Origin of the sequence: Legionella gresilensis (assembly GCF_900639865.1) — a bacterium.
GTDB lineage: Bacteria > Pseudomonadota > Gammaproteobacteria > Legionellales > Legionellaceae > Legionella_C > Legionella_C gresilensis.
Window position 1 is genome coordinate 281,589 of sequence record NZ_CAAAHX010000005.1, and the last position, 20,228, is coordinate 301,816.

The following is a 20,228-nucleotide window of genomic DNA, read 5'->3' on the forward strand; positions in this document are numbered from 1 at the left end:
ATCAATCATTCCTAAAACAATCGCTTGTACTATATCTATCGCTATCTATAGCATCATTATCTCTTTGTAACTCTTCTAACCGCCGCCGTCTTTTAAAATCCTTTAAATCCTTATCAACTTCCTCTTCCAATTTATGTATAGGTTTACAAATTCTCTCAATTGACTGGCCTACTTCCAATGTTGTAAAACTAATTTTGTCCATTGGTTTAATATTTTTCCGGCGCGTAGGCTTATATACTTCATCTGGATCTTCATATTTTTTACCAGGATACGTCTCTATAGGGCACCTAGTTTCATCAACACTTAGAGATTTTTTCATTAATGGGAAAGATGTGTCTAAACACGAAGTTTTAACTATTTCATGTGAACTAGATTTTCCTACAGGTAACTTAGTCTCACTTAAATTAACCATATCCAAAACTTTTGCATCGATAGATGCACTATTAGGACAAGCGATATCTACATTTAAATGATCCTTATCATCTGGATAGCTAAATTTAATCTTTGAACCTTCTGGCTTAGTTCTGATGGTTACTTTAGTTGTATAATTAGTTTGGTGATAATCTGCTGCCTTCTTTGCCACCTCAACCAATGTCGTTTCTAAAACACACCTTACAGGTACTGATTCGCCAAATATAGTAGCCAGCGTATCATCCATTAAGAACTTAGCAATGTCAGCTTTCTCTACACAGCACAAGTTCACATCAGCATAAAAATAAACCTCTTTAAATTCTTGTTTAGAATCTTCTAACTGCTCTTTAAGTTTTTTAAGTTCAGTTAAAATAGATTTCTCAATCAAATCATAATCCTTACCATTTGCAATAGGAACTTTACTTAATTTTTTCGGCGAATTTTTCTTAGGCCCTTTATCTAACTGTTGTGCGTATTGCGAGTAAAACACCCTTGAGTCCATTTCACTGCCGTGATAACAACAGATTAATAAAATATTTGCACCCAAAATACCGGAGGAAATAAACGCTGTCGTCGGAGTTGGCTCATTCGTTGGCATGTTAATTACTTTTTACCATAATTTATTTAATAGTTTGATTTTAATATAAGAAGCTTAAAGTAGTATTAAATTTAATCAAAATTTTCATTTTTATGACAAATTATTAGAAAAACAAGTGAATTAAGGTGAAAAAAGGAGCGTTTTGGAAACAAATAGCGATGCTAGTAAGATTAGGTCTACATAACCTAATCTTACTTTTTATTAATTTTCTTCAATTACCGTCTCCAACCATTTTTTATGACGCCTTTCATCATTTAACCCCTGAATAATAACGGCAGTCGCTTCAGGCCATTTGTTAGCATGCTCACTAACGCGCTCATAGGCTGTGTTAGTATCTATTTCATTAGTAACCATGGCTTTAAGGATAGCCTTATCACCAAAGATATTGGCTAAAACTATTTTACCTTTAGTTAGATATTGCTTTATATCAGGGCCTGTGGGAATCTCCTTTTTATGTACTTTAAGAATATTGGTTATATTCTTTATATGCCGTTTATGATCCTCCATAAATTCGCTTAAACGCTCTTTATAAACCTCACTTTCAAGACGATCAATAGCTACTTTATAAGCCGCAACGGCGTCAAAATCGAGTTCACAAAGAGCATAAAGAGCATTATGGAACTTAGCCTGCACACCAACACTAGTCGTCATTTTGTACTCCTTTTTTAATTTATAATCATCCTCTAATAGACGGTTAAGTTTAAATGTTGCAGAGCCTTGTATTACAGCTCTGCTTATTTATTTTGTGGCCTAAGCTGCAACTTAATCTTTAATAGCACCCTTTACAGCAAAGTACCCTATTAATCCGAAAAGCATAGTTTGCAAAGGATGTTTTTGGACATAATCTAGCCAGTCACAATCTGATTTCTCTAATTCATTTAAGCCTCTTTGCATTGTATCTTTAGTTTGTTTCTCAAAATTAGACATAAAAAACTCCTTACAGATTAAAAATTTTTTAAGGTATAAAAATTAAGCAAAATCATGCCTTAATTCTTATGACAATTTTGTCATTTTATTTGTGATTAATTTTTAAGATAACATATCAAAATAATATGTCAACATTATTGTGACAATTGCGGCCAATTGTTTTATATCAATATTGGATATTATTTGTAACAATTTACATTAGGACATGCCCTTGATTGAAATCCTAATAATGTTGTAATTAAGTTGGTTTAAAATGTTGGATAACCTTGACATATTAAAGCCTTCCTTAATAATTGCTCATTTCCAATAGATATAAAAGGAAATTAATAATGAAATGCTCAATTCTAGGCGCTACTATACTAATCACTAATTTATTTACTGCAGATTTACTAGCAGCACCTAAAGCCATGATTACCCATAATCTTACTGATACGACGACTAATGCCTATGTAGATGGGAGAGCAGCGCCCGAGCCTGCATGGCCTAATGAAACAACCAGAGTGTCATGGAGTATTGTTAAAGCAGGTTGTAGAGATCATAGAGAAGAAGGCATCTGCCCTGCTGTGATTAAGATGGATATTGAAAGCAGCTCACCAATTATTGTTGGTACTTTATATGTAGATTTAGACACTGGTGTCATTACACCTGCCAAAATTTCTGCTAATGGATTTACGGTAGAAGTGAACGCGCCTGGAGAAATTACTGTCTTAAAAGGGTAGTCTAAATATTGATTTATCTAAAGCTCGTCATATAATTTTTTAATTGCTTGATATTTACAATGAGATTATAAGCCAGAAGGATATAGTTAATGGAGCTCCTAGCTTAGGCTATATCCCCTTGGCTACCGACCCTAATTCTAGACCACCGTATTACTTCTATTTCGTCCTACCAAACAAGTTGCTTTTCTGGGGTTCATCTTTAGCATTATTATCTTCTTGATTAGCACCTTGTTTCTTGTTCATGTTAAATATCCCTCCTTCTGATGGAGATGACATAAATATCTCTACAATTTCTTTTAACTCAGCGTCACTAGGCTTCATATCTGTATCATTTTCAAAATACTTACTGTATAAGGTTTCCTTTTTTGCCGTTGATTGTATCTCACTCGTACTATCTATTATATTACCTGAAAACGGGCTCTTCCCTATTACTTTCAAGAAAGCAACCCTTTTTTCCTCTACAGAAGGATAAGCGCCCGAATCTACTAAAAAATATATTTGCTGGTTCTGCATTTTTACCGAATATGGAAAGAATGAATTCGGCTCTTTTCGTAACTCGAATATAATACTTCTTAACGAATTCAAAAGGGCGCTATTGCTTATCGGGCCCCTTCTTATTATTCTTCCTGTCTCTTCGTCCAAAGTTAAATTTATACTATTAGGCATAATAATTCTCTTATAAAACCCATTATTTAATTATTATTTAATTATAGTATAAAGAACTAATGGGTAAAAATAATAATCACTCTTACTTATTAGTACTTGATTCGTAGTAAAATTAAGGTTTTGCTGATTTTAATAAAACCAGATAAGTACTTTCGTTTAATAAGCTTAGGTCACTTTTACCCGAGCTAAATCTGACCAACGCGTTGTATAACAAGGGCTCTTCATATCCTGCTTCATAGCCCAATTTTTTTTAAAACCTTCTGCCGCTAAGCGAATCATCCTATCACCGTATTTTTGATTAATTGATTCCAGTACTGACATCAATTTTTCTGTGTTCGCTAGGGTTTCCTCCTGCTCAGGTTGAAAAAGATTTAATTGAATTTGTTGCTTTGGGGTAAGTTCAGCTAATAAAAGACCTACTTTTTTATATGGAACATTGGGTTTATAAAGTTGCTTTAAACTATGTTTAGCAGTTGCAGTTAACTCTCTTAAATCATCTGTAGGTTTAATTAACCGAAAGCCTAATGTTTGAGAATAAGATTTAAAATCATCATTAAAACGACTTGTTAATAAAAAAATAGATAGATACTGTGCGGTTAATTCCTGTTTACGAAGCTTTGACCAAGCTGATGCACAATGATGACTAAGTGCCTTTTCAATTTCAATCAAATCAGTTTGTAGACTACCAAAGGAACGCGAAGCAACAATACTTTTATTAGGTACTATAGCCTCCAAGGGCAAACAACTAATACCATTAAGTTCCATCACTGTGCGCTGCAAAACGACATTAAATAAAGGCTTTATTCTCTGCGGGCTTTGGCTGGCTAAATCACTAGCTGTTAAAATACCTAAACACTTTAATTTCTTTTGCCACTGTTTGCCAATCCCCCAAATATCCTCTATAGGTATTTGCCTTAACCAATAAGCGGTATTATCTGTAATATTAAAAACAGGAATCGTTAATTTTTTCGCAATCACATTAGCTAACTTAGCTAATGTTTTAGTTTTTCCAATACCGATTGAGGTGGGAATACCTACATATTTTAAAACTTTTTTCTGCAGCATATTACAATAATACTCAATCTTATTTTGAGATAAGGTGGTTAAATCAAGAAAGGCTTCATCAATTGAATAAACTTCAACTGCATCCCAGGTTTCTCTAATCACCTGCATAACACGAGCGGATAAATCACCGTATAACGTATAGTTGGAGGAAAAAAGAGTAACTTGATTGGCCTTACATAAATCCCTTACTTTAAAGTAAGGCTCACCCATTTTAATTCCTAGTGCTTTAGCTTCGTTGGAGCGCGCTATAATACAACCATCATTGTTAGATAAAATGACAATAGGTTTATTACGTAAATCAGGACGAAAAAGACGCTCGCAAGATGCATAGAAATTATTGCAATCAATTAAAGCAAACATAATTATAATGTTTGATGAATAACATGCGTAACTACACCCCAAATCACCAATGCTGTTTCTTCTGTAATATCAATAGGCGAATAGCTTGAATTGGCGGGAATTAAACATACACGGCCATTACGACATGATAATCTCTTAACTGTTAGTTCGCCATTTAAAGCCGCAATAACCACTTTGCCATGCGTTGCTTCAATACTTCTATCAACAATTAGCAAATCACCATTTTGTATACCTGCATCTTTCATAGAGTCACCTTGTGCTCTAACCATAAATGTTGCAGCTGGATGCTTAATCAAGTATTCATTTAAATCTAAAGAAGATTCCAAATAATCATCTGCCGGCGAAGGAAAACCTGCTGCAACTTTACTGCCATATAATGCAAATTTTTGGGATGAAATTTTACTTGGTAATGCATCTAATTTTGCTAGAATTTCAATTTCAACAGAGGATTCAATATTATTTTTTATTTTTGTTAGGGCGGTCATAGCCAATCTTTTTAGTCAATATCCTTAAATCAGTTTAGAGATTAGAATATTGTTTGTAAATAATTACAAAAAATAAACCAATTAACTTTTAGTCTTTTATCTGCCTTACTGACGGCTTAGGATAAATACTTCCTGTAAAACTAATTTTTCGATATTTTAAATATTGCATGATTAAAAAGATTGCTCCAGCAGCTAACACATGTTTTAAAGTGTGGCCACTTATTAAATCTCCAGACCACGTATAAATTTGTTTATCTAAGATTTCTGTAAGCTTAGCTAATCCAAATAAGACAAACACACTTATTAAATAAATCTCACCCTTATAAAAAGATTCAAACAAAATGAAAATTAATGCGATCATGAGAATCGGATAGCCTTGTGACCAGCTATATAAACGTAGATCTCCCTGTCCCAATTGCTCACTTATTTCCCAATGAATCGTACAAAGCATTGCAATTAAAATAGCAGGCAATAATAAATAAACGCCGACCCATCTATTTACCCTCTCTATAATAAAGGCACTAAAAAATGACATAAAAATAATTCCCATAGGCAACCTATCCCATAATAGAGAAGCGTTATTTGGCGCCCAATGATAATAAGCAGAACCAATGCCGGTAAGAATAGTACCAAGAAATAAACCGACATAAGGCCATATAACTTCAGAACTAAAAAACTTAATCCGCTCCTTATTATCAAAGAGAGCAGCCAAGCCGATTATGCCCACAATAATAAATAATAGGTTTGAAATGACATTGAAAAAATTAGGAATAGATATAAACATGCGTTTATCAGCAAAATCATGGTAGCTTAAGGGCGGTGGGATAGGTGGTAACAATAATAAAGAAAGAGATATTGCTATAGAAAGAATTAAAAGCCCTGTAATAACTAAATAATATTTTTTTCTTTGCTCATAGCAGATCCTTTTTATATTAATTACTTTCGGCTAATCAATAAAATTTTCCTTTGCTTTACCTATATTTTGATGCTTAAATCAATCATTTAAAATCTAGCTGTAATTTAAATCATTGACAAGGAAGCCAATATTTATGCGTAAACTAGTTATCATTTTTATTCTCACCTTAGCTTCTACATTACATGCACAAAGCGTACTAGTTAATGATACAAAGCAGCGACATCAAATTATTCAGACTTATTTAAGCAAACTCAATCAACTAGATGCTGATGGCGCTATCGAACTATTTATACAAGAAGGTATAGTGATCTCAAGACATCAAGGCGAAGTTAAAGTAGTCGATTTTTTCCCTGCTTTTGTAGAGAAATTTGTAAAATTAGAAATGAAAGAACTTATGTTTTTTAAAACGAATAATAAAGATTTTTATGCGTTAGAAATTGGTTCAACAGGCATTAAAACGACTGGTGAGCCTGTTTCAGCAACGTTTATGGTAATCTTTCAATTTGCTAAAAATGATAACCGATTTGAAAAAATTACTATTTTCGCTAATGATACTCTAACTTATCCACCAAGATAACAACGATTAACTTGAGTCTTTGCTAAACTAACATTATTTCCTTTGATGAAAGATATATGATTACTACTTATAAAAGTAATAAGCGTGGGCATAGTCAGCTTGGCTGGCTTGATAGTTACCATACCTTTTCATTCGGCAGTTATTACGATCCAAAATTTATGGGATTTGGCCATTTACGTGTTATCAATGAAGATACAGTTAAACCTGGTTATGGGTTTGGAAAGCATCCCCATCATAATATGGAAATTATTTCTTATGTTATTTCAGGTACGCTAGAACATAAAGACAGCATGGGAAATGGCTCGCTTATAAAAGCAGGCGAGATTCAAAAAATGTCAGCGGGAACGGGTGTAGAACATAGTGAATATAACCTATCAACAACAGAAAATTTACATTTTCTCCAAATTTGGATCATTCCTGAACAAAAACAATTAACACCTAGTTATGAACAGAAAATCATTACGCAAGAAAAAAATAAATTAATTTTAATTGGCTCTCCAGCAGGAACAACGACTGCTATTAAAATTCAGCAAGATGTTAATCTTTTTACTGCTTATTTTGAGTCTAATTACTCGCTTAAATATACTTTTCTTAGTCATAGAGCAGGTTGGCTGCAACTAATTAAAGGAAAAATTACTTTAAACAATCATTTATTAATCGCCGGTGATGGTGCAGCAATCACTAACGAGAATACTATCGTTATTGTTTGTTTAGAGGACGCAGAATTCCTATTATTTGATTTAGTTTCATGATTCCAAGATAGAAGCTTGATATTAGTATGGATTCCCGCGTAGGCGGGAATCTATTTTGCAAGTTAGAATGAAAGGTAATACAAAGATAGATTCCTAATAGTCAACAAAATAAAAGCACTTTTATAAAACATAGACTTAATAAACTACAAACCTTTCATTGATTTTTCCTCTAATTGACTAATAGCATTTATTTCTCGATTTAAGGTATAACTTAAGACAGTTCGAATTAAAACAATAATAGCGACGATACCAACGGTGTAATAGTCAGGCGCAGTCGTTGTACTAATTAAATCTGCAGCGACAATAAACTCTAAACCTAAGGTAAGCACTCGCCCTAAACTTAAACGGATGTAATTAATATCAAATGTTGGCGCTTTCTTCACTAGTGAAGAAAGCGCATAATAAATATAGCGACCTAATGCTATTAATACACCGATTAAAATAACAAGTACGCCGCAAATAGAAATACCGTGTTGGATGATTAAAAGTCCTGCATGGAAATTGTCCATATTGATATAATCCTTTCATCAAAATTTAGCTAACTCACTTGTAAATTCTATAGTTTTAATAGGTTGATATTGTGGATAACGTCTGGTATTTTTCCATGGCGACTCAGGTAGTTTAATTAATTCATCAAGAAGAAAACAGGCCAATGAATTGGTATAAAACCGTGTACTAGGCTGGTCTAAAAAATCATTAACAATTGTAATTGCCTCATTCGGTGTTAGGCAATTTTCTAAGTTTATACGTAAATTTTTTGCTGTATCACAACCTACTTGCCCATGCCCTAACCGTGTAAAAAAGCTTTCGTAACCACGAGACTTAGCAATATTCGTTTTATCTGCAGCCCAAGCTAAATAATTTTTAATCCCATATTTAGCCGTATTAATAATCATCATTCTTTCTAAATCTAACTTATGACTTTCCACGAATTGCTGAATAGTTTGATTAGGAAAAATTCTACCTATTTGTTCATCAACCCTCGCTCTATTTGAAATATTTTCTTTTTCCGGTAGTAAGTTTACTAAGATATTGCAAGCAATCTCTAAGGGCAATTTATGCTGAATAAGCATTGAACATACAGGTAATAAAACCCTTAAAAAAGCTGCTTCACCATTATGAGCTAGATTAAGACGACCATTTTGTTCATAAGGTGCGAGAGCATGTAATAATTCATCTCGTTGTTGTAATGATTTAAAAGTAAAGAGGTCATTAGCGGTTAAATCAATTGACTTTATGGTATTAGAGATAGCTTGAATTATTGCAGATAACTCAGCCGTAGTTTTTGCCTGCAAATTATTTGCGCTTAAATTAAGTGAAACCAATTGGGCCGGTAGCACTTTAACCACTTGCAATATATCTACAATAGACTCACTGCCAAAATTATTATGGCTCAAATTAAGATAACGAATAGTAGAAGGCAGCGTTATTAATGCCTGAGATAAATCCTTACCTAAACTTTCACAATAACTTTTAAAAAATAAACCTAATGTAGTTACGGTATGTGGAATAGCTATAAACGCTTGCGCCAATTCATCACCAGAGTGTTTAATCATTTGATTTAAAGTTAAATCTAGTGTCTTGACTGTACTTGGAATTGCAGCAAAAATTTCAGCTAAATCAGCGCCAGACGTAGCACCAAAATCATCTAAATCTAAATCAAGTACGACTACATCATGCGGTATATTTTTAACTGCTTGGATTTTCTGTGGCCAAGACATTAAGCTAAAATCGGCACGCTTAGACATTTACTCTCTCCTTTTAATAAATGCTTAAAATTTTTGTTAACAATACTTGTAGTAGAAGCATTAAACTGTGCTCCATTTTGCCGCATTAAAATTATTTATTGTGCAAAATATATTGTGCTTACGCATATTAGTCTTTAATATCTACAGAGAAAATTCAATGGGTTTTCTACTAAAACTCATCAAATAATTATGATTAAGAGTTTATTATGTTAAGACTTACCAATTTAAAAAACTATTTTTTAGGAATTACATTATTCACTATTATTTTTAGTGAAGCTTTTGCTGATTCTCATTCTGAAAAAGCAGCTAGTTCTTCTTCAACTATTAACTATTCAGCAAATTCGATTGTAAATCTACCTGATAAGCAAGGAACGCTGTTAAAAGGAAACGTTGAGATTACTATTAACCAGCTAATTCATTTCTCAGCAAACAAAGTTTTAATTAAATTTGCGGATAACAAGCAGAAGGCTATTCGCGAATTTATTATATTTGGCGAAGATTCTTTAAAAAAGAAACAACATGTGAGCCATTTTAAAGATGGTATTTATAATCTTGCCAAGAGTAAACTTACTGCAGAAAAAATTTGGCAGTAAATGAAATCGTTAAACTAAAGTAGCTAGTCTATTAACCTAATGAATCCAATTAACGTACAAGTTAGATTTATTTATGGTTTCTCCTGCTTTTTTAAACTTAGCTCTCTATCTACTTTCCTTATCCTATTATCATCAAATAAGCTACCGCTATCTCCGCTTTGTTTCCTTCTATTGACTTTTCATACTAATAAAACAATTATAATTGAGAGCGTTACAAAAATTTTTTCTTCAATAAATTTGCTTTTAAAGAGTTTACTTTTCCTTAATTTTTTATATTAAGTGTTTCTTCTTTGTAGATTAATAGGGCTACCGTGCGAGGAACGTATTGAAAGCTTATTTCTTATTCTTTTTGCTATATAAGGGATTATGGTTACAAGTTGAAGATGCTTTATTAGCGACCTGTCCACTTACTAACGTTAAAACGAGTTTCTTACAGCTCTATGAAGACCATCAGAGTTTCTCTAGCCAAGCGTGGCTTACACTATTTAAACAAGCGCATAATTTAGGTATTAACCATATTATCCTTCAATGGAGTTCTTATAATAATTTAGTCTTTTATCCTGTCATTCCTTTAATTAATCAGCCTTCTGATACAGTTTTATTTAAGATAATAAGGGCTGCGAAAAAAGAACATTTAAAAATCAGCATGGGTTTAAATTATGATGAACAATTTTGGCAAGTGCTTAACAAAAGAGATGAAGAGCTTAGACGTTTTTTAGATATAAACTATCGAAAACAGCAAGCCTTATTGCCTTTTTTAGTTAACCTTATTGAAACAGCTGATCCGGACAATGATACTGTAATAGGTTGGTATATAACGGATGAAATTGATGACTTAAGTTGGCAAAGTGAAAGTCGTAGGAAGCTCTTAGAAACCTATTTAAACAGCTTAACTCAATTACTTAAACAACAAAAACCCGGCTGGCCTATTGGTATTTCCACCTATGGCTCAGGTCAAGCAAGTCAACAACAGATAGTCTCTTTATACCAATTTCTCTTTAATAAAACCAGGGTTGATCGGTTTTTAATGCAAAGCAGTATTGGAACAAAAAAATTAACCCTAGTGAAGCTTAATCATTACTTGCAAATCATTACTAAAGTCTTAAAGGGAAGTGAAAGACAATTCGCCGTAGTTATTGAATTATTTATTGAAGACAGTAAACAAAAAGTATTTTTAAGTGCGCCTCTTGATTTAATTTTAGGGCAGTTAGTATTAGCTAATAAATATAGCACAATTGATCCAGTTGTATTTTCACTTTTCTCTTATGTGTTACCTAGTAAAACCATGGATAACTCTGCTCTCTATACTTATTGGCAATTTGAAAACAAACGCTGCGACTCATTATTTAGCCATATTATGGCTCATTTAAGGGCAGCTAACTAATCCTCAAGAAGTAATTTTTAGAATAAGTTTATCTAGTTTTAAACTAATAGAAGGCTAATGATTTAAGTGAAATAGCGTTAAAATATGCTTACTCATGTTTTTAGCAAGCTCCTCCTCACTTAAAAAGAATGCGCCTTGTATTTCCCCCATTAATAAATTTTTTTCCTCTTCGCTCTCTACACGAGCCACCAATATAATATTAGGATTAATCTCTTTAGCTAGATGTAATATCTGTCGCATATTAAACGTATCAGAGGAGGCGCCAACTAGCATCTCCGCATGTGCCACATTAGCTCGTATAAGCGTTGTTGGATTTGTTGCATCACCAGGCACTGCTGCTATTTTCTTTTTCTGTAAAGACTCAATCAATTCGCGATTTTGATCAATGACAATATAAGGAATATTTTTTTCACGAAATGACGCAGCAATTTTCTTACCAACCTTACCATAACCAACTAGAATAATATGTTTGGATAAATGCTTATCAGGTTCTAAAGTAGGTAGCATTAAGGGCGCTTTCTTGGATTCAAAAGCCTGCAGATAGGGAAATTTTGTTTTTACCCATACTGTAAGAGGCAAGATTGCTTTAAATAAAAAAGGATTTAAGGTAATTGAAATTAATGCGCCAGCAAGTATCATACCTTGTCCTTCTGGTGGTAATAATTTTAACAAAACGCCTTGACTTGCTAAGATAAATGAGAACTCACCGATTTGCGCTAAACTTGCGGCTATCGTTAATGCGGTATTTAAAGGATAGTGAAAACTTAAAACCAATAAAGCTGCAGCAATCGATTTACCAATAACAATAATCACCACCACAATTAAGATTTGTAAAGGCTGATCAAGAAATACATGCGGGTTAACAAGCATGCCTACTGATACAAAAAATAAGACAGCAAATGCATCTCGAAAAGGAAGAGAATCCTCAGCCGCTCGCTGGCTAAACCTAGACTCTCTAATAATCATACCAGCAAAAAAAGCGCCTAAGGCAAACGATATATCAAATAGTTTAGCTGCGACAAACGCTATACTAACAGCTGCTGCAATAACACATAAAGTGAAAAGCTCTCTTGAACCAGTACGAGTAACCTGCCAAAGTAATTTAGGTAGTGCCCAACGGCCTATTAAAAACATTCCAATAACAAATGCAGAAATTTTTAATAGCGCCAAACTTAAAACAAGAACTAAAGAGCTGTTGGTATTGTTTTGGGGTCCAACACCTGCCACCTGCGCTATAAAAGGTAAAAAAACTAAGGCTAAAATCATGGCTAGATCCTCTACAATTAGCCAACCTACAGCAATCTGCCCCTTCGTTGTTTCTAACATGTTTTGCGACTCAAGCGCCCTAATTAGAACAACCGTACTAGCAACAGAAAGTGCTAAACCAAATACTAATGCGCCACTTAATGTCCAACCCCAAAAACTAGCTAAGCTTGCACCAAGTATTGTGGCAACAGCAATTTGAATTATGGCGCCTGGAAGAGCAATTTTTCTTGTCTCTAATAAATTATCTACAGAGAAATGCAAGCCAACGCCAAACATCAATAACATGACCCCAATCTCGGCAAATTCAGCAGCAATGGCTGAATTGGCAACAAAACCCGGGGTAAATGGGCCAATCATCATGCCAGCTACTAAATAACCTACTAATGAAGGTAATTTCAATTTAACTGCTATAAATCCCATAATAACGGCAAAACCCAGGGCTGTTGCTAACGTTGTTACGAGAGGTAAACTAGGGTGCATATATTATTTCCATATTTAAATGCAGCTATCATTTTTTGAAATTTTATTTTATATAAAAGTATAGTGATAGAATGAGGACTTCGATTAGAAATAAATTAAAATTTAACCCCTTCTTGGAATTTGATAGGCTAGGAAAAATTACTTTTTATAACAAAACCTGCTTATTTAATTTTAAATAGTTAACTTATTTAATTACCAATTATGATTAAACGCTGCGCATGGTCGCCTGAAAATAAACCAGATTATCAACTCTATCATGATAAAGAATGGGGAGTGCCTGTACATGATGATATCAAGCACTTTGAAATGTTAGCGCTTGAAGGAGCGCAAGCTGGCTTAAGTTGGTATACCATTCTTAAGCGACGCGAAGGTTATCGTCGTGCTTTTAAAAATTTTGATCCAGTGATAGTTGCTTGCATGAGTGATGATGAACTTGAAAAAATATTAGCGACTGGCGATATTATTCGCAATCGTCTAAAAGTCTTTTCTGTTCGCCAAAATGCGTCTGTATTTATTGCTATCCAAAAAGAATTTAAGTCGTTTGATACCTATGTTTGGTCATACATTGGAAACAAACCTAAAGTTAATCGCCCTAAAATACTTAACGATATTCCTGCACATACAATAGAATCTGATGCATTATCTAAAGATTTAAAAAAACGTGGTATGAGCTTTGTCGGCTCTACTATTATATATGCTTATATGCAAGCTGTTGGTATAGTCAATGATCACACTCAAGATTGCTTTTTATGTCCTAAGCGCTAACTACTATTTTTTTATAAGCTAGGTTTGTGATGAGTTACCTGTGGACTAAGTCGTAACGGTGGATAAAAAGTAATAAGTAAAATTGTAATTAGAATGACACTTAGCCAAGCCATTAGGTAAAAACAATCATCTAGCGCTAAAGCAGTAGCTCGCCTTAATAAAGCACTGTTTAACTCCGCTAAAGCAGCTTTACCCTTTAAATTAAATTGGCTAGCTTTCGTTAAATAATAAGAAACCTGTTGTGAAAAAAGTGTTAATTTGCTCCCTAAACGTTCATAATAAAATACTTGTCGACGTTGCCATAAGGTAACAAATAAGGCAGTACCGAGGCCGCTACTATATAGTCGTATAATATGAAAACAGTTCACTGCCTCTTTGGTTTTTTCGGCTGAGAAAGTTTGCGCCGGAAGCTTAAATAAAGGTGGTAAGAAAAGCGCTAACCCAAGACCGGCAAGAATACGAGAAAAAGCGATACGATTAAAATTTACTTCGCTATTAAATGTAGCGGTATAAAAAAAAGAAATAGTAAAAAAGAGTAAGGCAATTGCTAGCGGCAGACGTGGATCGGTTCGTTTATAATCAAGAAAAAGAGGTATCCAAGCGCCAAAAGCCATAGTGATAATAATTAAAGCAATCCAATTAGGTGTATAATTGACATACAGCTTTAACCATAACCCCAGTAAAATCACCATACCATAATACATGCCAAAGAGAATCCCAATGTTTAACATGGCAAACGTAAAAAAGAAGTTTTTAAAAAGGTGTAAATTAATCACGCTGTAAGCAGAATTAAGACTATTAAAAATAAAAAGTAGTGTGCTTACGCCTCCAATAATAAGTAAAACATTGATTAAATTAGAACGAAACCAATCTAGTTCTTGGCCAACCATTAAAGCCGTGCCGATACAAATGATACTAATACTATAAAGAAAAAAATTAATTTTATTAAAATAAACTTCTTGTGGCCTTTCATCTAAATGTCGCAAACTTATAGCTACTAATATCATCAATATTAAACAAATAGGTATATTGGTAAAAAATAGAAACCGCCAATGATGAGCATAAGCAACCCAGGCTCCCCAACTCGCGCCAAGTACCGGTGTAAATGAAAAACAAATAAAGAGATAAGGCAATAATTTTGCCTGCCGTTCAGAAGAAAAAACTTTTGGTATCAAAACAAGTGTAATCAATAAATATAAAGGTCCTGACGCTACACCTTCTAAAAATCGGAATAAGATAAAATTAAAATAACTTGTTGCTGTAGCGCAGAGCCAAGAAAAAAGAAGCATCAAAACAAGACAGAGAAGATAAAATTTTATGGGACTTAATTTCATTGCATTTGGTTTACCTAAAGGTGTGCTTAAGGTATTACCAAGACAAAAAAAACTAACACTATAAAAGCTAATAAACGTACTGCCGCCTAAATCACTAACGATATAAATCCCCGCCATAATAGGTAGCGTTAAATTAAAAATTACTAAAGCCAGCGTAAAAATAAAGATAAATAAATGCATTTAAGCGTCTCGTTGCAAAGGCTTTAAATCAGGCGCTTTGTAAGCATACCGTTTTAAGGTAGGATCTAGGTTAGCAACAATAATTTCATGAATTAATCGTTTACTACCCACTTCCTCGCTTACAAAAATATCAGTCCCATAGTTTGGACCATTATAGGATGTAGGAATAAGAAGTCCTTGTTTTGAAAGATCCACTCTCACTTCTAAAGACAACCCTATGCGTAAGGGATACTTCCTTATCTCTTCTGCCTCTAAAGCAATTCGAACAGGTAACCTTTGAACTATTTTAATCCAATTTCCCGATAAATTTTCGGGCGGTAATAAAGAAAATGCATTACCTGCACCACCTGACAAACCTACTATACGTCCATGAAAAACAATATCACGCCCATATAAATCAGAGGTGATTCTGACAGATTGCCCTATACGCATTCGTTTTAATTGTGTTTCTTTAAAATTAGCATTTACCCAAATTTGATTAAGAGGAATAATTGCCATTAAAACATCAGTCGGATTAACAGCCATGCCCACTTGAATTGTACGCTGAGCAATTAGCCCCTCGACAGGTGCATAAATATTAGAGCGATACAGTTGCACCCATGCATCTCGAACTTCTTGCTCGGCTTTTCGTATTATAGGATGATTAACTATGGAGCTACTTTGAATGAAAGCTAGGGCTCTTTGATAATTATTTTCCGTACTTTTTAATGCAGCTAAACTCGCTTTTAAATCATCAGCTGCATTTTGATAATCTTCTAATGAGACGCCCTTATCTTGTATAACGCCAGCTCGATGTTTAAAATTTTGCCGTGCTTTTAATAGTTGGGCTTTACGAATATTAATATCTTCTTGTATTTGAAATACTTCATGAAAAGCTTGACAAACTTGCCGTACTGCATAGGCAAGATTTGCTTTGGCTTTCTCCAGTGCAATTGTTGCGTCAGTTTGATTCAGTTGTACAAGGAGCTGGCCTTTTTTGACTAAATAAGTTTCATCGCTGTGGATACCTGTCACAAAACCACTTCTAAGTGGTTTAATAAAAACTTGATTACCTTGAACATAAGCATCATTTGTATATTCTTCGCTATGCCAAAAAAGCAACCAGACGAAGAAGAGAACTATGGCTAAAATTAGAATCATTAGTAGGATAATATTATATCTCTTTGCATTAATATGTTGTTCATTGTTCATGATTGTCTTACCAGTGGCACAACTGCTTGACAATAACCTCCACCAAGCGCTTTAGTTAACTTAATTGAAGCTAAATATTGATTATAAAGAATCGTGAGATTCATTAATTTTTTTTCAATTACATCTTCCTGCTGCCTATAAACCTCCATGCCATTATCTAAACCATTTCTTTCGCGTTTTACTACTATTCTATAACGTTCTTCTGCCAAATTAAGAATACGCGTTTGCTCAAGCTGTCGTTGATAAACTGATTTTGCAAAGGCTAAAATATCAAGTATTTCCTGAGTACTGCGTAATAATAAATTATTATAAGCAAAAATAGCTGCATCAAATTGTGCTTTATTCGCTCTAATGTTCGCCCTTATTGAACCAGCGGTAAAAATAGGTAAGTGGATTGCTGGCCTAAGTGCGGCTGTAAAGCTTGAGGCACGCAATAATTTTTCCCAACCTGCACTTTCTAAACCAACTAAACCAACAAGATTTACATCAGGATAATAATCAGCCATCGCTGCGCCTGTTTGATAAGCTAGGGCCTTGGCCCGCCAAATCTGTGCCATTAAATCAGGACGCCTAGCAATTAAGTCGATAGAAATTGTTTGAGGTATGATTAATTTTTTGGGCAAGTGAGCTAATTTGCTAGTTATAGACAAAGCTGCTTCAGGATTTCTCCCTGCTAAAATATTAATTAGATGGCGATTTGTAGCAACCTCATTTTCAATATCAGCTAATAATTGTTTTGCCTCGGATAAATTTTCAGCGATTGTATACGTTGGCAAATCGCTCGCTAATGCATTACGAAGTAGCTTATTTTGCAGCGTGACAATATTTTGTCTTACTGACACTAATTGACGGTAAAGTTGCCGTTTAATTAAATTAACCTTATAAGCAAAATAAGCCTGCGCAAGTGCAGTTGTAGTTAACAATTGCACTTGCGCAACTTCAGCACGTTCAGCTTTTGCTCTACCAATAGCAGCCGCTAATAAATTATGATTTTTTCCCCAAAAATCAAATTCATAGCGGAATGAAAGAGATAAATCAATCAAATCAGCATGGCGTGGAAAGTGACGATTAAGGGCCCGAAATAAGCCGTTTTTACTAACATATTGCAAATTTTCTTTAAAATCGAAAAAAACGAGCGGAAATAATTTAGACCGTGTTACTAATGCCTCTTGCCGAGCAGCCTTCATTTTGCTTTTCACTTCATGAATAGAAGGATTGTTACAAAGTGCTTCTAACATTAAGGCACTAAGTTCTGGTGAATTATAAACCAACCACCAATATTTACTTGGCCAATCACCTGATTTTATTACTGGACTCTTTTCTTGTGCTTTAATCTCGCCTTCTATATTTGGTATTGATTTTAGAGCTCGAGTTTGTTGATATGGTGGTAAAGAGACCTGACAGGATAGCAGCATCCAAAATATAAAATAAACACTCATCCTTAAGGTACCACGCATGCATCTATCCTTGGTTGCTTAATACATTAATAAAGATTAAATAAGCTAATTATGTTAGCTCTGAAAATAAGTTGAGTAAAATGATATTTAGAAGATGCAACCACAAGAGATTTCTTTAAAGTTTCTGTAGGCGTACATGCTACTTCCAAGAATAAAACTATAGATTCAGCAGTTAAGTAAAATTATTTCAAATTGCTATAAAATTAATATTATTTTTTGACTTACTTATTGATTATAAATAAATGAAAGCCTCCGAAAATCAGTTATATTAAAAACATATTTTTTGTTATTCAAACTAACGTATTTGCTGCATCAATTACATAAAAAGTTAATATTTCTTCATAATAGTAGGTGGCACTGCAATAACTTCTAATTCAAAATAGATGGTATTTGTGTTATCACCAACAATAGGAATAGGCGTAGTGGGATGAGCAGAAAATGCTGGACCAAATTCCAAGCGGCATGTTTCACTGGGAGCAATAGCAGGACAGAGGCTTTCATTAATTATATCGATACTAGGTGGAAAACTGCTCTGACATTTGTAGCTGTAATATTCGATAAATTAACAATCTCGACAAAACCGCTATTTTCCAAAAAGGTATTTAAAGTAATATGACAAAGTGCTATAGAATTATGGCAAGTAATTGGGCTTAAACTAGATACTCGGCTAATTTGCAATGTAGCTTGACTAGTTATCTCATTATTTGCATTCGCTTGATTTGAAATAAGCCATAGAAAAAGAAACGTAGCAAAGACTTTAAGTGTTAAAAATACTTTATCCATCATTTCATTCCTAAATAAAAACGCCATGTCAAGGCGTCAACAATACTTATAAAAAGTTATTCAGTCAATGCCATTGTAAGCTTATTACTAGATTAGATTGTCTGTTATCAAATATTGATTTATATTAAAGTGTTTTTTATACATAGGGAATTGTTAATGACTGGCCGTTGGTTTCTTAGGATTTATCTTTTAATTTTAATTTTTTCTTTGATAGCTTGCCGTCAAGACACACCTGCAGAAGGTTATAGGGCTTTTACTGATTTACAAAAACAAAATCCCGAGCGTTCTGTTTTAACAGAAACAACCATAACTCAAGATAATGTTAACACAACTACCGCGGCAGAAGTTATAGTAACAAGCAGTTTAAAAGTAAGTCCACTGCCCCCGGCACCGCCTCCACCACCACCGCCACCTCCTCCACCGCCTCCACCGCCTCCACCGCCGCCGCCAAGTACAGCAGTTTTGGATATTAATAATTGTGGAACTATACCCTAAGTTTATTTTGGTAAGGCAAAATGAGATTTTTAGTCAATTTAAAAGTAATTAAACTAGCTGTGGAAGGAATATGATGACACGTACTATTTTTCTATTTATGCTGCTCTTATCTGCTTTTGTATATGCAGAAAATAAGAGTCCTGATAATCAAGTTCAATATGAAATGATTGAACCTTTAAAACAACAATATATAAGACCCAGAGCTATTGTTAATACAGCCTATGATGATTTTAAATTTACATCGCATAAAGGCGCTCTTTTTAATAATTATTCTGGCCACAATAGGTATATCGCAGTTGGTGGTGATGATCTTAATTTTGGTAATTACCTTGCTGGTTTTAATTTTTTTAATATTAGGACAAATAATACAACGTGGTCACATTTAAATGTTAATTTAAGTCAGAGTTCACTTTCTATAGAGGATAATGGACTTTATATACATGTTATGAGGCAAGTCTTTTCACCTTTCTTTATCGATGTGTTTGCTAGTTATGGCCAAAATAAATTCAAACTAGATAATATTGTTTATGGTAATACTCTTAGTCCCTTACCAGGCTACTCACAATACAGCGGCACTAATAGCTTAGCTGGGATCCGTACCTTTTTTGGTTATACTTATCAACGATTTTATCTACAAGGTGATTTAACTTATTTTTATAGTAATTTCCATCAACGCACTTACAATGTAATTTACCCTAATCAAAACACAATTGTACCAGCACTAACATCTAGAATAGGTACTTTCTTAGAAAACGCTCGCTTATATTATCAAGTTAATGAGTATTTCTCGCCCTTTGTAAGTGGTGGATTAATTCAATTAGCTAGTCGAAATTATAGTCGACGTTTAATTGATCCAAATCTTGCTCTAATCCCTCTACCACAACTACTTATTGGCAGAACAGGTTATCGCATAGGTGCAGGATTTAACTTCAACTATAAATTATTACGTATAACACCAACTTACTTCTATTCAGAACGCAGCCATAACTTTAAAGATAATTATGCAGGTATTACTTTTGAGTTTATTGGAATTTAAGACTAAGACTTAGACCTTTAACATTTAATTTTATTTGCAT

At 33.8% G+C, this 20,228-nt stretch carries 23 protein-coding genes; 8 read left to right on the top strand and 15 right to left on the bottom strand.

What is annotated here, in order from left to right:
* Position 1 precedes the first annotated feature (1 nt).
* From E1P04_RS08200 to E1P04_RS17620, 3 genes are all read right to left on the bottom strand, one after another.
* Positions 2-1,009, bottom strand: coding sequence for a hypothetical protein (locus tag E1P04_RS08200; RefSeq protein WP_131782428.1), 1,008 nt, complete (start codon positions 1,007-1,009; stop codon positions 2-4).
* A gap of 201 nt (positions 1,010-1,210) precedes the next feature.
* Complete coding sequence (locus E1P04_RS08205) at positions 1,211-1,660, bottom strand: DUF892 family protein (protein ID WP_131782429.1); 450 nt, start codon at positions 1,658-1,660, stop codon at positions 1,211-1,213.
* 111 nt (positions 1,661-1,771) lie between these two features.
* Positions 1,772-1,936, bottom strand: a complete 165-nt coding sequence (locus E1P04_RS17620) for a hypothetical protein (RefSeq protein WP_165482713.1) — start codon at positions 1,934-1,936, stop codon at positions 1,772-1,774.
* Positions 1,937-2,265: 329 nt separating this feature from the next.
* Here E1P04_RS17620 and E1P04_RS08210 point away from each other — a divergent pair, with 329 nt between their 5' ends.
* Positions 2,266-2,655, top strand: a complete 390-nt coding sequence (locus tag E1P04_RS08210; protein ID WP_131782430.1) for a hypothetical protein — start codon at positions 2,266-2,268, stop codon at positions 2,653-2,655.
* 156 nt (positions 2,656-2,811) lie between these two features.
* On the opposite strand, the gene E1P04_RS08215 is transcribed toward E1P04_RS08210, so the two are convergent.
* The 4 genes from E1P04_RS08215 to E1P04_RS08230 all read right to left on the bottom strand — a co-directional run bounded on the left by E1P04_RS08215 (position 2,812) and on the right by E1P04_RS08230 (position 6,015).
* Entirely contained in the window at positions 2,812-3,321 is a 510-nt protein-coding gene (locus E1P04_RS08215) for a hypothetical protein (protein ID WP_131782431.1), read from the bottom strand.
* A gap of 165 nt (positions 3,322-3,486) precedes the next feature.
* Positions 3,487-4,746, bottom strand: coding sequence for a Y-family DNA polymerase (locus tag E1P04_RS08220; RefSeq protein WP_131782432.1), 1,260 nt, complete (start codon positions 4,744-4,746; stop codon positions 3,487-3,489).
* A 2-nt stretch (positions 4,747-4,748) separates the two neighbouring features.
* Entirely contained in the window at positions 4,749-5,231 is a 483-nt protein-coding gene (locus tag E1P04_RS08225) for a LexA family protein (protein WP_131782433.1), read from the bottom strand.
* Positions 5,232-5,319: 88 nt separating this feature from the next.
* Positions 5,320-6,015 carry a ceramidase domain-containing protein gene (locus E1P04_RS08230; RefSeq protein WP_131782434.1) on the bottom strand — a complete coding sequence of 232 codons (696 nt, stop codon included), beginning with the start codon at positions 6,013-6,015 and terminating at the stop codon, positions 5,320-5,322.
* 265 nt (positions 6,016-6,280) lie between these two features.
* Between E1P04_RS08230 and E1P04_RS08235 the strand changes: the two genes are divergently transcribed.
* Complete coding sequence (locus E1P04_RS08235) at positions 6,281-6,724, top strand: hypothetical protein (protein ID WP_131782435.1); 444 nt, start codon at positions 6,281-6,283, stop codon at positions 6,722-6,724.
* A gap of 56 nt (positions 6,725-6,780) precedes the next feature.
* Positions 6,781-7,476 (top strand): pirin family protein, encoded by a 696-nt coding sequence (locus E1P04_RS08240; protein WP_131782436.1) that lies wholly within the window; start codon positions 6,781-6,783, stop codon positions 7,474-7,476.
* 143 nt (positions 7,477-7,619) lie between these two features.
* On the opposite strand, the gene E1P04_RS08245 is transcribed toward E1P04_RS08240, so the two are convergent.
* Both E1P04_RS08245 and E1P04_RS08250 read right to left on the bottom strand, forming a co-directional pair.
* On the bottom strand, positions 7,620-7,985 hold the full coding sequence (locus tag E1P04_RS08245; protein ID WP_242604410.1) for a DUF1622 domain-containing protein: 366 nt from the start codon (positions 7,983-7,985) through the stop codon (positions 7,620-7,622).
* Between the two features lie 18 nt (positions 7,986-8,003).
* Positions 8,004-9,224 (bottom strand): leucine-rich repeat domain-containing protein, encoded by a 1,221-nt coding sequence (locus E1P04_RS08250; RefSeq protein WP_131782438.1) that lies wholly within the window; start codon positions 9,222-9,224, stop codon positions 8,004-8,006.
* 206 nt (positions 9,225-9,430) lie between these two features.
* Between E1P04_RS08250 and E1P04_RS08255 the strand changes: the two genes are divergently transcribed.
* Together E1P04_RS08255 and E1P04_RS08260 are read left to right on the top strand one after the other, a co-directional pair.
* On the top strand, positions 9,431-9,817 hold the full coding sequence (locus E1P04_RS08255) for a hypothetical protein (RefSeq protein ID WP_131782439.1): 387 nt from the start codon (positions 9,431-9,433) through the stop codon (positions 9,815-9,817).
* Positions 9,818-10,142: 325 nt separating this feature from the next.
* Positions 10,143-11,201, top strand: coding sequence for a DUF4434 domain-containing protein (locus E1P04_RS08260; RefSeq protein ID WP_131782440.1), 1,059 nt, complete (start codon positions 10,143-10,145; stop codon positions 11,199-11,201).
* Between the two features lie 54 nt (positions 11,202-11,255).
* On the opposite strand, the gene E1P04_RS08265 is transcribed toward E1P04_RS08260, so the two are convergent.
* The gene (locus E1P04_RS08265) at positions 11,256-12,947 is read right to left on the bottom strand and encodes a cation:proton antiporter (RefSeq protein WP_131782441.1); all 1,692 of its coding nucleotides are present in this window, start codon (positions 12,945-12,947) and stop codon (positions 11,256-11,258) included.
* A gap of 201 nt (positions 12,948-13,148) precedes the next feature.
* Between E1P04_RS08265 and E1P04_RS08270 the strand changes: the two genes are divergently transcribed.
* Positions 13,149-13,712: a DNA-3-methyladenine glycosylase I gene (locus E1P04_RS08270; protein ID WP_131782442.1), complete on the top strand. Its 564-nt coding sequence runs from the start codon at positions 13,149-13,151 to the stop codon at positions 13,710-13,712.
* 11 nt (positions 13,713-13,723) lie between these two features.
* Here the strand turns inward: E1P04_RS08270 and E1P04_RS08275 are convergent, their stop codons facing one another.
* The 5 genes from E1P04_RS08275 to E1P04_RS08290 all read right to left on the bottom strand — a co-directional run bounded on the left by E1P04_RS08275 (position 13,724) and on the right by E1P04_RS08290 (position 18,660).
* Complete coding sequence (locus E1P04_RS08275; protein ID WP_131782443.1) at positions 13,724-15,226, bottom strand: MFS transporter; 1,503 nt, start codon at positions 15,224-15,226, stop codon at positions 13,724-13,726.
* Positions 15,227-16,417: an HlyD/EmrA/EmrK family protein gene (locus E1P04_RS08280; protein ID WP_131782444.1), complete on the bottom strand. Its 1,191-nt coding sequence runs from the start codon at positions 16,415-16,417 to the stop codon at positions 15,227-15,229. It abuts the gene before it with no gap.
* Positions 16,414-17,874, bottom strand: coding sequence for an efflux transporter outer membrane subunit (locus E1P04_RS08285; RefSeq protein ID WP_131782445.1), 1,461 nt, complete (start codon positions 17,872-17,874; stop codon positions 16,414-16,416). Before E1P04_RS08285 ends, E1P04_RS08280 begins: the two co-directional genes overlap by 4 nt.
* 328 nt (positions 17,875-18,202) lie before the next feature.
* Positions 18,203-18,331: a hypothetical protein gene (locus E1P04_RS18225; RefSeq protein WP_282433105.1), complete on the bottom strand. Its 129-nt coding sequence runs from the start codon at positions 18,329-18,331 to the stop codon at positions 18,203-18,205.
* A 47-nt stretch (positions 18,332-18,378) separates the two neighbouring features.
* Positions 18,379-18,660 carry a hypothetical protein gene (locus E1P04_RS08290; protein ID WP_131782446.1) on the bottom strand — a complete coding sequence of 94 codons (282 nt, stop codon included), beginning with the start codon at positions 18,658-18,660 and terminating at the stop codon, positions 18,379-18,381.
* Between the two features lie 153 nt (positions 18,661-18,813).
* Here E1P04_RS08290 and E1P04_RS08295 point away from each other — a divergent pair, with 153 nt between their 5' ends.
* Complete coding sequence (locus tag E1P04_RS08295) at positions 18,814-19,152, top strand: hypothetical protein (protein ID WP_131782447.1); 339 nt, start codon at positions 18,814-18,816, stop codon at positions 19,150-19,152.
* A 70-nt stretch (positions 19,153-19,222) separates the two neighbouring features.
* On the top strand, positions 19,223-20,188 hold the full coding sequence (locus E1P04_RS08300; protein WP_131782448.1) for a hypothetical protein: 966 nt from the start codon (positions 19,223-19,225) through the stop codon (positions 20,186-20,188).
* The last annotated feature ends 40 nt before the right edge of the window (positions 20,189-20,228 follow it).

Excerpts from the sequence above, each read along its gene's own strand:
- E1P04_RS08200 (WP_131782428.1), bottom strand. The coding sequence starts at position 1,009 with ATGCCAACGAATGAGCCAACTCCGACGACAGCGTTTATTTCCTCCGGT.
- E1P04_RS08205 (WP_131782429.1), bottom strand. The coding sequence starts at position 1,660 with ATGACGACTAGTGTTGGTGTGCAGGCTAAGTTCCATAATGCTCTTTAT.
- E1P04_RS17620 (WP_165482713.1), bottom strand. The coding sequence starts at position 1,936 with ATGTCTAATTTTGAGAAACAAACTAAAGATACAATGCAAAGAGGCTTA.
- E1P04_RS08210 (WP_131782430.1), top strand. The coding sequence starts at position 2,266 with ATGAAATGCTCAATTCTAGGCGCTACTATACTAATCACTAATTTATTT.
- E1P04_RS08215 (WP_131782431.1), bottom strand. The coding sequence starts at position 3,321 with ATGCCTAATAGTATAAATTTAACTTTGGACGAAGAGACAGGAAGAATA.
- E1P04_RS08220 (WP_131782432.1), bottom strand. The coding sequence starts at position 4,746 with ATGTTTGCTTTAATTGATTGCAATAATTTCTATGCATCTTGCGAGCGT.
- E1P04_RS08225 (WP_131782433.1), bottom strand. The coding sequence starts at position 5,231 with ATGACCGCCCTAACAAAAATAAAAAATAATATTGAATCCTCTGTTGAA.
- E1P04_RS08230 (WP_131782434.1), bottom strand. The coding sequence starts at position 6,015 with ATGTTTATATCTATTCCTAATTTTTTCAATGTCATTTCAAACCTATTA.
- E1P04_RS08235 (WP_131782435.1), top strand. The coding sequence starts at position 6,281 with ATGCGTAAACTAGTTATCATTTTTATTCTCACCTTAGCTTCTACATTA.
- E1P04_RS08240 (WP_131782436.1), top strand. The coding sequence starts at position 6,781 with ATGATTACTACTTATAAAAGTAATAAGCGTGGGCATAGTCAGCTTGGC.
- E1P04_RS08245 (WP_242604410.1), bottom strand. The coding sequence starts at position 7,985 with ATGGACAATTTCCATGCAGGACTTTTAATCATCCAACACGGTATTTCT.
- E1P04_RS08250 (WP_131782438.1), bottom strand. The coding sequence starts at position 9,224 with ATGTCTAAGCGTGCCGATTTTAGCTTAATGTCTTGGCCACAGAAAATC.
- E1P04_RS08255 (WP_131782439.1), top strand. The coding sequence starts at position 9,431 with ATGTTAAGACTTACCAATTTAAAAAACTATTTTTTAGGAATTACATTA.
- E1P04_RS08265 (WP_131782441.1), bottom strand. The coding sequence starts at position 12,947 with ATGCACCCTAGTTTACCTCTCGTAACAACGTTAGCAACAGCCCTGGGT.
- E1P04_RS08270 (WP_131782442.1), top strand. The coding sequence starts at position 13,149 with ATGATTAAACGCTGCGCATGGTCGCCTGAAAATAAACCAGATTATCAA.
- E1P04_RS08275 (WP_131782443.1), bottom strand. The coding sequence starts at position 15,226 with ATGCATTTATTTATCTTTATTTTTACGCTGGCTTTAGTAATTTTTAAT.
- E1P04_RS08280 (WP_131782444.1), bottom strand. The coding sequence starts at position 16,417 with ATGAACAATGAACAACATATTAATGCAAAGAGATATAATATTATCCTA.
- E1P04_RS08285 (WP_131782445.1), bottom strand. The coding sequence starts at position 17,874 with ATGCGTGGTACCTTAAGGATGAGTGTTTATTTTATATTTTGGATGCTG.
- E1P04_RS08290 (WP_131782446.1), bottom strand. The coding sequence starts at position 18,660 with ATGATGGATAAAGTATTTTTAACACTTAAAGTCTTTGCTACGTTTCTT.
- E1P04_RS08295 (WP_131782447.1), top strand. The coding sequence starts at position 18,814 with ATGACTGGCCGTTGGTTTCTTAGGATTTATCTTTTAATTTTAATTTTT.
- E1P04_RS08300 (WP_131782448.1), top strand. The coding sequence starts at position 19,223 with ATGATGACACGTACTATTTTTCTATTTATGCTGCTCTTATCTGCTTTT.